16 protein-coding genes are annotated in these 13,500 nt (G+C 43.9%); 5 read left to right on the top strand and 11 right to left on the bottom strand.

Annotation, left to right across the window (positions count from 1 at the left end):
- Window positions 1-189: 189 nt before the first annotated feature.
- Both KJS52_RS26180 and KJS52_RS26175 read right to left on the bottom strand, forming a co-directional pair.
- Complete coding sequence (locus tag KJS52_RS26180) at window positions 190-411, bottom strand: hypothetical protein (protein ID WP_213520441.1); 222 nt, start codon at window positions 409-411, stop codon at window positions 190-192.
- Window positions 412-528: 117 nt separating this feature from the next.
- Window positions 529-1,161: a stage II sporulation protein M gene (locus KJS52_RS26175; RefSeq protein WP_213520439.1), complete on the bottom strand. Its 633-nt coding sequence runs from the start codon at window positions 1,159-1,161 to the stop codon at window positions 529-531.
- 119 nt (window positions 1,162-1,280) lie between these two features.
- Between KJS52_RS26175 and pdaB the strand changes: the two genes are divergently transcribed.
- Window positions 1,281-2,045, top strand: a complete 765-nt coding sequence (pdaB, locus tag KJS52_RS26170) for a polysaccharide deacetylase family sporulation protein PdaB (protein WP_213520437.1) — start codon at window positions 1,281-1,283, stop codon at window positions 2,043-2,045.
- 67 nt (window positions 2,046-2,112) lie between these two features.
- On the opposite strand, the gene KJS52_RS26165 is transcribed toward pdaB, so the two are convergent.
- The gene (locus KJS52_RS26165) at window positions 2,113-2,736 is read right to left on the bottom strand and encodes a KinB-signaling pathway activation protein (RefSeq protein ID WP_246563951.1); all 624 of its coding nucleotides are present in this window, start codon (window positions 2,734-2,736) and stop codon (window positions 2,113-2,115) included.
- A 150-nt stretch (window positions 2,737-2,886) separates the two neighbouring features.
- Between KJS52_RS26165 and gerD the strand changes: the two genes are divergently transcribed.
- Window positions 2,887-3,582, top strand: coding sequence for a spore germination lipoprotein GerD (gene gerD / locus KJS52_RS26160; protein WP_213520435.1), 696 nt, complete (start codon window positions 2,887-2,889; stop codon window positions 3,580-3,582).
- A 58-nt stretch (window positions 3,583-3,640) separates the two neighbouring features.
- Here the strand turns inward: gerD and salA are convergent, their stop codons facing one another.
- From salA to KJS52_RS26140, 4 genes are all read right to left on the bottom strand, one after another.
- Entirely contained in the window at window positions 3,641-4,744 is a 1,104-nt protein-coding gene (gene salA / locus KJS52_RS26155) for an iron-sulfur carrier protein/transcriptional regulator SalA (protein WP_246563950.1), read from the bottom strand.
- 137 nt (window positions 4,745-4,881) lie between these two features.
- Window positions 4,882-5,649, bottom strand: a complete 768-nt coding sequence (gene cwlD, locus KJS52_RS26150) for an N-acetylmuramoyl-L-alanine amidase CwlD (RefSeq protein ID WP_213520433.1) — start codon at window positions 5,647-5,649, stop codon at window positions 4,882-4,884.
- A gap of 114 nt (window positions 5,650-5,763) precedes the next feature.
- Window positions 5,764-6,927, bottom strand: a complete 1,164-nt coding sequence (sat, locus tag KJS52_RS26145) for a sulfate adenylyltransferase (protein WP_213520431.1) — start codon at window positions 6,925-6,927, stop codon at window positions 5,764-5,766.
- Window positions 6,928-7,022: 95 nt separating this feature from the next.
- Window positions 7,023-7,718 (bottom strand): phosphoadenylyl-sulfate reductase, encoded by a 696-nt coding sequence (locus tag KJS52_RS26140; RefSeq protein ID WP_213520429.1) that lies wholly within the window; start codon window positions 7,716-7,718, stop codon window positions 7,023-7,025.
- A gap of 282 nt (window positions 7,719-8,000) precedes the next feature.
- On the opposite strand from KJS52_RS26140, the gene KJS52_RS26135 reads away from it, so the two are divergent.
- Window positions 8,001-8,504 carry an NUDIX hydrolase gene (locus KJS52_RS26135; protein WP_213520427.1) on the top strand — a complete coding sequence of 168 codons (504 nt, stop codon included), beginning with the start codon at window positions 8,001-8,003 and terminating at the stop codon, window positions 8,502-8,504.
- Window positions 8,505-8,670: 166 nt separating this feature from the next.
- Window positions 8,671-9,393, top strand: a complete 723-nt coding sequence (locus KJS52_RS27860; protein WP_213520426.1) for a hypothetical protein — start codon at window positions 8,671-8,673, stop codon at window positions 9,391-9,393.
- Between the two features lie 79 nt (window positions 9,394-9,472).
- Here KJS52_RS27860 and KJS52_RS26125 read toward each other — a convergent pair whose 3' ends face one another.
- The 3 genes from KJS52_RS26125 to rplM all read right to left on the bottom strand — a co-directional run bounded on the left by KJS52_RS26125 (window position 9,473) and on the right by rplM (window position 10,969).
- Window positions 9,473-10,003, bottom strand: coding sequence for a YhcN/YlaJ family sporulation lipoprotein (locus KJS52_RS26125; protein WP_213520424.1), 531 nt, complete (start codon window positions 10,001-10,003; stop codon window positions 9,473-9,475).
- A 115-nt stretch (window positions 10,004-10,118) separates the two neighbouring features.
- Window positions 10,119-10,511, bottom strand: a complete 393-nt coding sequence (gene rpsI, locus KJS52_RS26120; protein ID WP_213520422.1) for a 30S ribosomal protein S9 — start codon at window positions 10,509-10,511, stop codon at window positions 10,119-10,121.
- Between the two features lie 20 nt (window positions 10,512-10,531).
- The gene (rplM, locus tag KJS52_RS26115) at window positions 10,532-10,969 is read right to left on the bottom strand and encodes a 50S ribosomal protein L13 (RefSeq protein ID WP_213520420.1); all 438 of its coding nucleotides are present in this window, start codon (window positions 10,967-10,969) and stop codon (window positions 10,532-10,534) included.
- A gap of 310 nt (window positions 10,970-11,279) precedes the next feature.
- Between rplM and KJS52_RS26110 the strand changes: the two genes are divergently transcribed.
- Window positions 11,280-12,221, top strand: a complete 942-nt coding sequence (locus KJS52_RS26110) for a DUF4097 family beta strand repeat-containing protein (protein ID WP_213520419.1) — start codon at window positions 11,280-11,282, stop codon at window positions 12,219-12,221.
- A 59-nt stretch (window positions 12,222-12,280) separates the two neighbouring features.
- On the opposite strand, the gene truA is transcribed toward KJS52_RS26110, so the two are convergent.
- Window positions 12,281-13,018, bottom strand: coding sequence for a tRNA pseudouridine(38-40) synthase TruA (gene truA, locus KJS52_RS26105; RefSeq protein WP_213520417.1), 738 nt, complete (start codon window positions 13,016-13,018; stop codon window positions 12,281-12,283).
- Window positions 13,019-13,500 lie beyond the last annotated feature (482 nt).

The raw sequence follows: 13,500 nt of genomic DNA, 5'->3' as shown, positions 1-13,500 counted from the left end.
GGCAACATTGATGGCAGTTCTTACTCGTTGTTCAGTTTTCAAGGATCAATTTCTTTTCCCTCGTCACCAGCAATCTCTCGCGGCGACAAGAAATAATATATCATAGGGGGCGCCCATAATGCAACCCCCTTTTTAAACTTTTTTCACTTTTTTTATTTTAAATGCTGTTCGCCCCTATTATATAAGCATTTATTTCAATGTTCTAATGTTAAGAGCATACTTTGACAGCTGCTTTGGCGAGGCGATTCGGGCGTACATTCTAAATATGATTTTATATCGCTTAGCAATGGATTTGCGTATTTCCCCATCCAGTCTGTTGTCGCTAAGATCCAAGAGCATCTCATCCAGTTCCTTGCGCAGTACATAATCCAGCTCTTTGCATTCTCTATCATTAAACAGCATTCCAAGCATGAATTCGGCTCCTCCTTCAATCTTGTTTAGCTTCATAAGCATCAAAAAAAAGACGATGCTTATCACCGTCTTATTGTTATGGTCAATATTAATCGTTTTTAATACGTATGCCTGCTCTTATTTTATCGTTGAAGCAAGCCACATCGTAAATGTGCTTTCGATAATGGAAGCAACAAGCAGCAGCAAGGTTGCGTATACCGCCATTACAGCGCAGCGCTTTAACGTTTCCTTATACTGCAGGCCAATCTGATCCAATTTGTTATGGTTCATAATTAAAGCTCCCATTGTACTAAACAGCAGCTTGCCTAGACGCAAGCCATACGCAGCGACAAGAATAAGCGCCGGAATTTCTAATATGCCATGCGGCAGCAGCGTCTTCACTATAAGATCAAATAGCGAGATCAACATCTGACCGTCCAATGTCAACTTTACGATATAACCGATGATTAAACCGTTAACAGCTAGAAAAAACACAGGAAAAATACCAAAAAATGCGCCGAGGAAAATAACCATAACCGATTTGATCGCATTATTCAGAAAGATGAATACCATTGTTGATAAAGTAGGGTTGCTGCTTTGATCGAGCTGCTCAACCATTCCTCTCATCGCCTCAATTTGCGTATTCAAAAACACTGTAAAGCTATCATTAGTAATTCCTATATAAATACTAACGGCAAAAATGACAAATGCGATTGCAATAAACTGTGATGTTTGCTTCAAATCCTGCCATACACTGCGTAGCTTAAACATTTTGTCCACCTCATTAAATAAAACATAGAATAACTTTTTTGTACGAGCATAGATTGTACTAATACATGTGCCAAGCTGTCTGGCATCACCTACGGCAAAAAGAGAGGAGATTAATGATCATGAATTCATTTTTTGTAATTTCGGGCAAAAAAATAAAGAAGTACTTTTTTCTAGCGGTCGCGCTTGTATTTGCAATTGGAGTTATTTATACCGAGCGGGACAATATAACTGTATTCGCACCACAACAGCCTGTCGCCATTTATAATGTGCCAACCGAACAAAATGTAGTAGCTTTAACGTTTGACATTAGCTGGGGTGACAAAAGACTTGAGCCTATATTGGAAGTGCTGAAAGAAAAGGATGTTAAATCAGCGACCTTTTTTGTATCCTCACTGTGGAGCCAGCAGCATCCTGAGCTAGTCAAAAAAATTCAAGAGGCCGGCTATGAAATCGGCAGCCATGGCCATAAGCATGACAATTATTCCACATTAACCGACGATGAGATTCGCAGTCAAATTTCTACAGCTCATAATATTATTTCAGATGTAACAGGCACCAGTCCCAACTTGATTCGATTGCCTAATGGAGATTTCGACAAGCGCGTGCTCAAAATTGCCAGCGAGCTGCAGTATCAGGTTATTCAATGGGATACCGACTCCATGGATTGGCTTAGTATCGGGACAGAAAAAATTGCCGATCGCGTCATTTCACGTGCTCATCCTGGAGATATTATTCTTATGCATGCAAGCGATTCGGCCAAACAAACTCATCTTGCGCTGCCGATTATAATCGATCAGCTGCGCGAAAAAGGATACAGCTTCCTTTCTGTCTCTGAGCTTCTTACCCAAACGGAAACGCAAGGCCGATCGGTTACAAGCTCATAAGATTCCATCAACCTTAAGCATGCATGTATAATCGGCCTTGCGTTATTGAACCATACTGATATAAGACTTATACAGCCGTTTTTGCTGAAACATTGGCAGAATCGGCTGTATCTGCTGCTGTAAGCTTTGCCATTTGATAATTTTGATAAAAATTGCATGCAAATAATGGAAGCAGCATAAATATGATCGTCGCTACATTATTATCGCCTTGAAGTGCTGGGTAGCCTTCAATTGCGGTTACAACAAACATTAAAAACATCGTCGGGATGAAAGCCGAGCGATTGGTTTGCTTGACCTTAATCCATGCCGCAGCTACTGACAGGATCAACAAGCAGAGTGGCAGCAACCAGAAAAACCAGTTATTCGTCCGCCCTTCATACAATAGATAGCCCATCAAAATAACTGCAAATAATGTTGTATAGCCTTGCAGTGCGTTCCATAAATACTTTTTGCGGAACACGCTTAAGGCGATGTAATTCAAGGTTAAGTATGCGAAAAATCCCATTTGACTGAAAGCCCCGATCGTAATCCCTGCAAGAAACATCATCAATAAGTTAAATCCTGTTGCTTTAAAGCCGAGAAAGCCAAATTCCTGGTCGGTCAGCAACATGATTAATCCGCCCACCATACATACAACAGCGCCAACCGCCATTGTACTCCAAAACAAGAAAAACCATTTTCTAAGTGTCACTGCGTCTGTTCCTCCTGAATCTTATTCAAAGTCCATTTAACTGTATTTTACCACGTTCACACAAAAATGCTAACAAGAAGCATGATAAAACCTTAAACATTGCGCATGCTATAGATACAACTCCAACTCTTATCCCAAGGGGGGTTCTTAATGAAGCGACATCTTTACGTTGTGTCTATGCTCGCAGTCTCCATCTTGCTTCTGACAAGCTGTGCGATGGGCGGCGGTGGCGGTGGCGGCGAATCATCAGGCATGACTTATAAGGATATGAAGTCTATGGTGATCGATATTTTGAAAACAGAGGATGCTCAAAAAGCGCTGCAGGAATCGATGAGCACCCAATCAGGCTACACCGCGCAAAGCTCATCCATGCTTAATGTTCAGGATCAAGAGCAAATTCGTTTGGCAGTAAAAGATGTGCTGCTTTCACCAGAATACGACAAAGTTTTGAAATCATTAATGACAGATCCCAAATTTGCTGGTGAATTTTCCAAAGCTGTCAATGAGCTGAATAAAGATATTCATGTGGAGCTTATTAAGGATCCACAGTACCAGGAAGGGCTAGTCGAGGCATTTCAGTCAGAGGATCTGAACAAAGTCATTTTGAAGGTGATCAAAGGCTCAGAGTACCGCAAGGAATTGATGAGCTTGATGCAGGATTCGTTAAATAATCCTATATTCCGCATGCAAATGTTTGAGCTAATGAGAAAGGCGATTGCCGAAGAGCTTGCAGTCAAGCCGCAGGAGCAAAGCGGAGGCTCGGGCGAAGAAAAGCAACAAAGCAGCAATGAATCCAATTCATCCGATAAGGAATCATCCTCGGGCGAATCAGAAAAAACGTCCTAATTCAAATAAGCTCCCGGCGGCAGCTATGGTCGCTGAGGAGCTTATTGTTTTAGATGGTTTACGCCTGCTCACAGGAGCTAATAACTTTTTGCGCCAGCTCCAGGTATAAGCCGCCAACATGTGTATCTTCGGCAAATACGCTAGGTGAAAAATTAGGATCAAGCGGATGGTTGTCAGGCGATTCCAGCGGAATTTGTGCCAATAGCTCGCAATGAAGCGTCTCGGCCAGCTTGCCGCCGCCGCCTCTGCCAAATACGTATTCGCGCTCACCTGTCAGCTTTGATTCGAAATAGGCCATATTTTCTACAACGCCAATAATTTCATGGCTTGTCTTAATCGCCATCGCACCAGCTCGAGCCGCTACAAATGCCGCTGTTGCGTGCGGAGTTGTTACAATAATTTCCTTGCTTTGCGGAATCATTTGATGTACATCAAGCGCTACATCGCCGGTTCCTGGCGGCAAGTCAAGCAGCATATAATCTAGCTCGCCCCATTCAATTTCCTGGAAGAAGTTGCGCAGCATTTTGCCAAGCATAGGTCCACGCCAAACGATAGGGCTATTATCTTCGACAAAAAAGCCCATCGAGATCACCTTTACGCCAAAGCGTTCAATCGGGATAACCCGTTCATTAACAACCTCCGGCCGCTCTTCAATGCCCATCATATCAGGAACGCTAAAGCCATAAATATCAGCGTCGATAATGCCTACGCGCTTCCCGCTTCGTGCCAATGCAGCTGCAAGGTTTACGGTAACCGTTGATTTGCCGACACCGCCTTTTCCTGAAGCAATGGCAATAAATTGCGTTTTGCTATTCTCACCAAGCAGGGAGCTTTGCAAATCTGCGCCGTGGCCTTTAACCTGCTGTTGCTCTTGTTGTCCAGTCTGTCCGGAAGAAGGCTGCTTTTGCGCCGGAGAAGAGTTGACAGCTGCTGCTCCTCCGTCACGGAAGCGACAGTATAGGGCGGCAGCGCCAGCTTCCTTCAAAGCATCCAGCAGCAGCGCCTCAATTGCCGGCTGTTGTTCACTGGCAGCTCCTAAAATCGTTACAGATACTTGATTGTTGCGCACCATTACATCACGAAAGCTTATTTGAGCAGCGCCATATTGCGACGCGAGAACAGCTTCAATCGTTTGAATGACTTCTTCACGCGTGATCGACATCGATAATCCCACCTTTTCACATCTGTGTTCAAAAAGCCTAATTTCTAATCGCTTACGGTCTACTCTTTATAGCATAGGCAATTTGCAGAGAGATGTGAAGTATTTCATGCAAACTTTATCATTTGTAATTAACGTTACTATTCCGTCTGCTCCTGATCAGTATTCGCCGTAATATGCTGCAAAATGCCCTTGTAGATCGAAGCAGCGACTGTCCGCTGGTACTGCGCATCTACGAGCAATTGTGACTCTCGCGGATTTGACAAGAAGCCTACCTCCACTAAAGCTGCCGGTATATGCTGCATGGATTTCAAAATGTAAATCGTCTCAACCGTTGCTGCCTCGCGCTCTGTGTTTTGCAAATTGACCTTTAGCTGCTCTTGAATAGAACGTGCAAGCTCCTCGCTTTGCTTAATCGCAGTTTTATGGTAGAAGGTTTGAGCACCCGACCACTTTTCCGAAGGAATGCTATTCATATGAATACTGATCAGCATTTCCGGATTAGCCTCCTGCAGCACTGCGACCCGCTTCATTAAATCCTCTGTTTTGCGCTTGCTGTAGGAGCGTGTATGTTCATTAGCCAAATCATAATCGCCCTCACGCGTCATGACGACAATCGCACCAGCTTGCTGCAAGTAATCTCTCAAGTACAAGGCAATCGACAAGCTCAGATCCTTTTCGATCGCTCCGCTTTTGCTAACTGCCCCGCCGTCAACTCCACCATGACCAGCATCTATCGCAATGGTCATGCCGGATAGCGGCATACTCCAGACTGGCCATGTGCTGCTGCCAGGAACTCCACGGCTGAGCAGAACAACAGCGACAACAATTAAGCAGACTCCTACCATAAGACGCAGCTTACTTTTAGGCGATAGCCAAACAATGAAACGTTTACGAATTTTGCGCATAAAAAAACCACCTCATAGCCATATTCCTAGAATGTACGAACCTAAACAAGCAGGTCGTTCTATTATATGGGACAAGATGGTCTTTTATGATTCAGTCAGCTCGGCTTGAAACAATTAATTGCTTACAGCAGACATGCCTTCAATCAATATCTTCGCTACTTCTGGACGAGAAAATTCCGGCGGTGGGCAAACGCCATCGCGCAGCATAGCTCTAACCTTAGTTCCAGACAACGTTAAATGCGCAGACTTGTCATGTGGACATGTTTTCGTAGTTGCCATGTTGCCGCAGCTCGTACAGAAAAAGCTGTGCTCAAAATAAAGCGGCGTAATGCCCAAATCCTCTGCCGGGATTGAACGCAGCAAATCCTGAGCCTCGTATGTGCCGTAGTAGTCGCCCACTCCGGCATGATCACGGCCTACGATAAAATGGGTGCAGCCGTAGTTTTTACGTACAATCGCATGGAAGATCGCTTCACGCGGACCAGCATAGCGCATTGCAGCAGGAAACACGCCCAAAAATACACGATCTTTCGGGTAATAGTTTTCCAGCAAAGCGACATAGCTTTTCATGCGCACGTTCGCCGGAACATCATCAGATTTTGTTTCGCCAACTAGCGGGTTTAGAAAAAGTGCATCGACGATTTCCATCGCCGTTTTTTGAATATATTCATGCGCGCGGTGAACTGGATTTCTTGTTTGGAAGCCGACAACGCTTTTCCAGCCTTTTTCAGCAAACAATTGGCGTGTTTGGACAGGATCAAAGTAGTACTCAATAAATTTTTCAGGAACGGGACGGTTCAAAACTGTAATTTGTCCGCCAACATAAATAGGAGAGCGTTCATACAGCTTAACGACGCCCGGATGCTCCAGGTCATCCGTCTTGAACACTTGTACAGCCTCATGCTTTTGGTCGACTCGATAAATGCTGGCAACGTCGATCACGCCGTACGTCACTCCGTCTGCACCTACAAGCGCGGCAGGCTGACCTACTGTTAAGGCTTTCGCCTCCTGCTCACTAACGGACAAAGTAATCGGGATGCTCCATAATGTGCCGTTAGCCAAACGCATTGTGTTGACTACAGCATGGTAGTCTTCCTCTGTCAAAAATCCGGTTAGTGGCGAAAAAGCGCCTACCCCGATTAAATCCATATCAGAAATTGTCCACTGGCTTACTGCAATAGCTGGATAGCCTGCAGCTTGCTTCAGCAAATGCTCGCGTTCTTCTCCTGCTGCAACTCGATTAACAAGTGTGCCGCCATGCGGTTTAATTGCTGTCATCTCCATCCTCCTAAAACATTTCTTTTTCAGATCATGTTTCGATTAACTCACCTTAAGCTTATAACGGCCACAAGCTTCCCTTACACAAGTTCCCCTTACTTGTGAAGACCGCACTCCGTTTTCTCTTGACCAGCCCATCTGCCAGCTCGTGGATCCTCACCAGGCATAACCTGACGAGTGCAATATTCACAGCCAATGCTTGGGTAGTTGTTGTCATGCAATGGATTATAGATGATGTTGTTGCTGCGAATGTAGTTCCATACATCGTCATTAGTCCAGTCTGCAATTGGATTAAATTTAACAAGTCCGAACTTTGTATCATATTCGATCTTTTTCGCATTCGCACGCGTTGGCGCTTGATCGCGACGAATTCCTGTAATCCAGGCTTCATACTGCGACAGAATACGGGTAAGCGGCTCTACCTTGCGAATGTTACAGCATTTATTCGCATCAACCTTCCATAGCTCATCACCATGCTGCTCCGCCTGCTGCTCTGGTGTAAGAGCTGGTTTTACTTGAACGAATGGTATGCCAGGATAACGCTCGATTAGACGATCACGCGTCTCATACGTCTCCTTAAAATGAAAATCCGTATCAAGGTAGAAAATATCTGTTGTAGGACTAACGCGCTGCAGCATATCTACAAGCACCACATCCTCCGCTCCAAAGCTGCAAGCAAATGTAATATTAGGGAAGGTTTCTACAGCAAAACGAAGAACCTCCTCCGGACTTGCAGTTTCGAGCGCAACAGCTTGCTCAGCGATCAATTTTTCCTTTTCAATTAAATTCATACTATTCCCCTCGCATTTCTCGACAATAATGATGGCACGCTGTCTCCATTATATCTTCTAATATTATTTACTTCAATATCTATAACTAACATTTATTAGCTCATCCAATACGTATAGCAAACTGTTTGCAACAGTATTGCATCAGCTTTAAGCAATAATAACAGCTCGGCTAGAACGCATTAAAACTACTGGACATTCGCCAAAGAATATCGGATAACTGTATTATATGCATAAGAACATGCAGCCGATCGTATTGTGAAAACGAACAATGGAGATTCACACATGTTTAACTATACCATTTGCTTTATTCGACAAGGGGACAAGCTGTTATTGATCAATCGTGTCAAGGCGCCTAATATGGGGCTGTGGAATGGAGTGGGCGGAAAGCTCGAGCCTGGAGAGACATTACTGCGAGGCATTGCCAGAGAAATCCATGAAGAAACCGGTTTAACGCTTAGTGAGGCATCTATTCAACCCGCAGGTGTCGTTCGCTGGGTAAGTGGGTCATATGATTCGGGTATGTATGTATTTTATAGCGAGCTTCCTGAGGAACAGCAGCAGCTTGCAACGCCATTGGCAGTTAGCGAAGGAATTTTAATGTGGCATAATATTGCTTGGGTGCTCGATGAGCAAAATGAAGGAGTCGCGCACAATCTTAAATATTTTTTGCCGGATGTTCTTGCCGGAACGTATAGTCTCGAGCATATTTTCACCTATAACGATCAGGATCAGCTAACGGACTATCGAGCTGAAAAGCTGCAGCCTTACGCCCACACGCGTCCATAGCTGGTCCGCACGCTTTTCCATAACTCGGTTGTAGTGACACGTGGTATCGACCTCCTCCTTGCCCCAAATGCTTCAACTTTATTCCAATCCAGTTTCAGTATGAATTTTGGCACTTTGGGAATGTTATACGAGTAACAAAAATTACATTAAACAAGGAGGATTCACCATGTATAACCAGTATGAATCGAATAACCAATTTACAACGCATTCTTACGACACAACAAATATGAACGCTAGACAGCAACTATCTCAAATTGAACACCTCGTTCAACAGCTAATGACGCAAACACAACAGGCTTCTACACAATATCAGCAGCTGCTGAACCAGGAGCAACAAAACGCTCGCATGCTTGAGCAAATTGCACAAAAGGAGCATCATGCTGCACAAGTTATTCAAACTGCGTTGCAAGGCCATCAAACAGCTATGCACCAATTGCAGCAAATTAATTCTCTTTGCAACCAAGTATCGGTTTCCGGACCAACCTCAAGCTATGCTGCTAGCTCAACTAGCTACACAAGCCCAATTCAATCCAACAGCAACTTCCAAAACCAATCAAATTCGAACTTTAATCAAAACTTTGGCTCGAACGTTGGCTCAACTGCAAGCCAAAACTCCAATTTCGGCTCAAGCCTTGGTTCAATTGCAAACCAAAACTCTAACTTCAGCTCAAGCCTTGGTTCAACTTCTGGCCTAAGCTCAACTATGAATTCCAATATTGGTTCAAGCAATACAAGCTTCTCTAACTCAACTGGCCTTAACTCCATCACTTCTGGCCAAAGCGCCTTGAATCCAAGCACAATGACTAGCAATATTGCGAAATATACGAATGCTAACTCAATTCCTTCTCAAAGCAGCAGCATTCTTTCGCAAAACAATACACTTAACTAAGCAAATTACTAAAAAACAAAGCTGCAGCAGAAGCTTTTTCGAAAGCTTTACGCTGCAGCTTTGTTTTTTAGAATCGATCTTAACGTGATGATTCAGAAAGCGTCATATCCCCCAATAAAATTCGGATATCCTCTGCCATGTTTCGGATCGGATGGCCATCCATCGGAATCATTTGCCCTTTAATTTGACGGATTCGATCATGCATGTCTGCATCTGAGGTTATATGAATGTTGTAGTCTGCACGGGTCTCTTCAATAGCTCTTCTTACTTTATTTTCAACCTCGGCTCGCTGGTCAGTGCTGACAAGATCCAAACCGACCACAACATCACTACCATTGACAAATAAAGTAGCATCCTTAACGCCATTCACATTGCGTACATGATGAAGCAAATCTTCCTGCTCTGTATCAATGTCTCTATCATTCAATGATGTATCATTACGAGCTGCTCTTTGCCCGATAAAATCATTTTCATTGCGAGTTGATTGCATTCTTACACCATTAATGTGGCGATCCAGCTCTCTTGTAGAGTTGTCCATATCTCTGCCACAGCCGACAACGCTCAAAGCAATTGCCGTACTAACAACTGCAAGCCCAATGCGCTTGTACATTTATTCTCACCTCCTACCTATAAAATGTACAAAACGCATGCTTTTATACTTTAAAAATAAAAACCCCTGACCATAAAGGCCAAGGGCTCCAATTTCTTGTGTAAAACAAGAGATATTAACGTTTTGAGAACTGAGGCGCACGACGTGCCGCTTTAAGACCGTATTTTTTACGCTCTTTCATACGAGGGTCACGTGTTAGGAAGCCTGCACGTTTCAAAGACGGACGGAATTCCGGATCAGCTTTAAGAAGCGCACGGGAAATACCATGACGGATTGCACCCGCTTGTCCAGACATACCTCCACCTTGAGCAATAACCAATACATCGTACTTATCAAGAGTATCAGTTAGGTTCAAAGGTTGTTTAACGATAAGCTTAAGTGTTTCTAAGCCGAAATATTCGTTGATATCACGTTTGTTAATAATGATTCGTCCTTCACCCGGCACAAGACGTACGCGTGCAACAGAGTGCTTACGACGACCAGTTCCATAGTATTGCACTTGAGCCATGAAACATGTCCTCCTCTTTATTACCCGCGAAGTTCGTAAACTTCAGGGTTTTGTGCTTGATGTGGATGTTCCGCACCTGCATATACTTTAAGTTTAAGTTTCATTTTGTTGCCAAGACGGTTCTTAGGCAACATACCGTGTACTGCTAGCTCGATCATACGCTCTGGTTTGTTTTTCAACATTTCACCAGCAGGAGTTACTTTCAAACCACCTGGGTATAGAGAGTGACGGTAGTATTTTTTGTCAGCCAATTTGTTACCAGTCAATACAACTTTGTCAGCATTGATGATGATTACAAAGTCGCCAGTATCAAGATGTGGCGTAAATTGTGGCTTGTGTTTACCGCGAATTAGCGCCGCTGCTTCGCTTGCAAGACGTCCAAGAGTTTTACCCTCAGCGTCAATCAAAAGCCATTTACGTTCAACTTCATTTGGCTTAGCCATATAAGTGGTACGCATGGATGTTCCTCCTTGATTCTCATACATTATTCTTGTTTATAACAACGGAATCGTTTGATTTTCATTTGTTAGTTTAAGTGTTAAGCTGCAAACTTAGTCGGGGCTGTGGGAGAGCCACTAAGAAAGCACAAAATATATTTTACTATACGAGCGGTCAATAATCAAGTGCTTTTTCCTATAAACCCGCGTAATTATCGCATTTTTCCTTATCCGTCTCGAGACGTAGCTCAGCTTACAACATAGGTCCGATTCTATTCAATTGCGGGTATGCTATACTATCGATAATAACGTAGTGAAGGAGTTTTATTTCATGAAAAAGCAAGTACTCATTGGTGGCGCGATCATCATTTGCGGTCTGTTTATCGTGTTTTCCAATTTATTTGATTTTAGAATTTTCAACCGAATTGAGCGAGGAGAGCAAGCCTCGCAAAGCTATAACGCTGCACAGCTGGAGAAGCTGACTATAGAGGCCTCCTCCACCAATGTTATGCTGTTGCCTACAGATCGTGATGAAATCGAGCTCAAGCTGTATGATGCTGCAAATAAATCATATGATATTGCCAGTCATGTGCGCGGCGAGCTAAAAAACAATCATTTGTCATTAGAGGTCACTTCGCCAAAGAAATGGTTTGCATGGTTCAGTTTTCTTAGCACAACCTTGGAAATAACGGTTCCCACTCATATGATGGACGAGATTGTTGTAGAGAACAAAAGCGGCAACATTCAAGGCAGTGGCTTTCATGCTTCCACTATTGTACTGGAGGCTAACAGCGGCAATATTAAGTTATCTGATACGGATACTGCAGATCTGTACCTATCAACATTAAGCGGCAGTATTTCAGCTGAGCAGTTGATCGCAGATACGATTGATATAGAAAGCAACAGCGGCAGTGTGAAGCTTACATCGTTCACAGCCAATGATGTCACAGTCGAAGCAAATAGCGGCAATATTACAATTGAGGGAGATACTGCTAGCGTTGATGCGCAAGCCTCCTCTGGCAATATTAATCTGGAGCTTGTTCAACTAACAGGTGACAGCAGTCTGGAAACAAGCAGCGGCAATATAAAGCTTTCTCTGGAGCAGCCTGATTCCCTCTACGTTACACATGAGAAAAACTCTGGTACTACCTCTATTACCAAGTCTGGCTTCGAATTGCTAAAGGAAGAAAGAAGAAAAATAGAGGGTGTCTTCGGTAATGGCGAGATTGAGCTGGACGTAAAAACAAGCTCAGGAAACTTTTCTCTCAAATAATTTTGATTGAATGTAGCTAGAACGATAGCTAATCAGATTCAACATAATAGAGCGTTACGTTAGCTATAGCTAACATCGATAAGAATAAGCCCGATTGCTTGTGCTGTTGGACCTGCGAGACTTCGATCGCAGCCTTCCAATATGATGCGCATCTGTTCGGGCTTTATTTTGCCATGCCCGATCTTCAGCAGCGTGCCCGTAATAATACGAACCATATTATACGTAAACCCATTGCCTGTCAGCTCAATATGCAGAAATTGCCCCTCTTCAATCAGCTTCGCTTCATAGATCGTACGAACATGATGAGGCTTTGTTGATCTCGTTGAAGTGAACGAAGTAAAGTCATGTGTGCCTACTAAGCAGGCTAAAGCTTTCCTCATCGCCTCGCGATTGAGCGGCACAGGAACATGAAGGCGATAATGCCGTCCGAACAAGTCAGGAAATTTGCCGTTGTCAATGCTGTAGCGATAGGTTTTGCGCTTAGCCGAATGTCTGGCATGGAAATCAAGAGGCATTTCCCGCGCCTCCAAAATCATCACATCCTCCGGCAAACGTGTATTCATCGCAATTGCAAAGCGTTCAACAGGGATTTGAGAGGAAGTCAGAAAATGAAAGACTTGACCACGTGCATGTACACCAGCATCTGTACGTCCAGAAGCGTGGATAACGATATCTTCCTTCGTAAGAATCTTCAGCACGCGCTCAATCTCTCCTTGCACAGTGCGATCCTTAGGCTGAGCTTGAAATCCATTAAACTTCGTTCCGTCATAGCTTACCTTCATACAAATGTTGCGCATCATTCCATTTCCTTTCATCGCTCCGGAATAGTGCGTTGTTTCAGTCGCGGTTTAAATTCCGATTCTTCGAATTGGACGAAAAGGAAGAATCGGAACTTAAAGGCGACACGCTCCGCTTTCCACAATCGCACTATTCCTCCGCTGGAGCTTTTTTCTCCGTGGTTCAAGAAGCTTTTAAACTTACAATTCTAATGAAAGTTTAGAAGCTGGGCTTTCAGGACCAAGAAGATGGCGCGATACTAGAAAACGAGGAGCGCAGCGTAGATAGACCTACGTGAGCACCGGAGTTTTCGGTAGCGCGTCATATTCGCCGTCGACTAAGCTTCGAAGCATCACATCGTCATCAAAGCCCAGCTTTTAAACCTTCCTATCAAATGAGGGTTTAAAAGCTGGGCTTTCAGGACCAAGAAGATAGCATGAAGCTAGGGAATGAGGAGCGCAGCGTACGGTTTTTGGTACGTGAGCACCGCAGGCTCCCGATG

This window comes from Paenibacillus montaniterrae, assembly GCF_018403185.1.
In the GTDB taxonomy this organism is placed as follows: domain Bacteria; phylum Bacillota; class Bacilli; order Paenibacillales; family Paenibacillaceae; genus Pristimantibacillus; species Pristimantibacillus montaniterrae.
The sequence above is the reverse complement of the archived record's forward strand: the minus strand, read 5'-3'. Positions and strand labels throughout refer to the sequence as shown.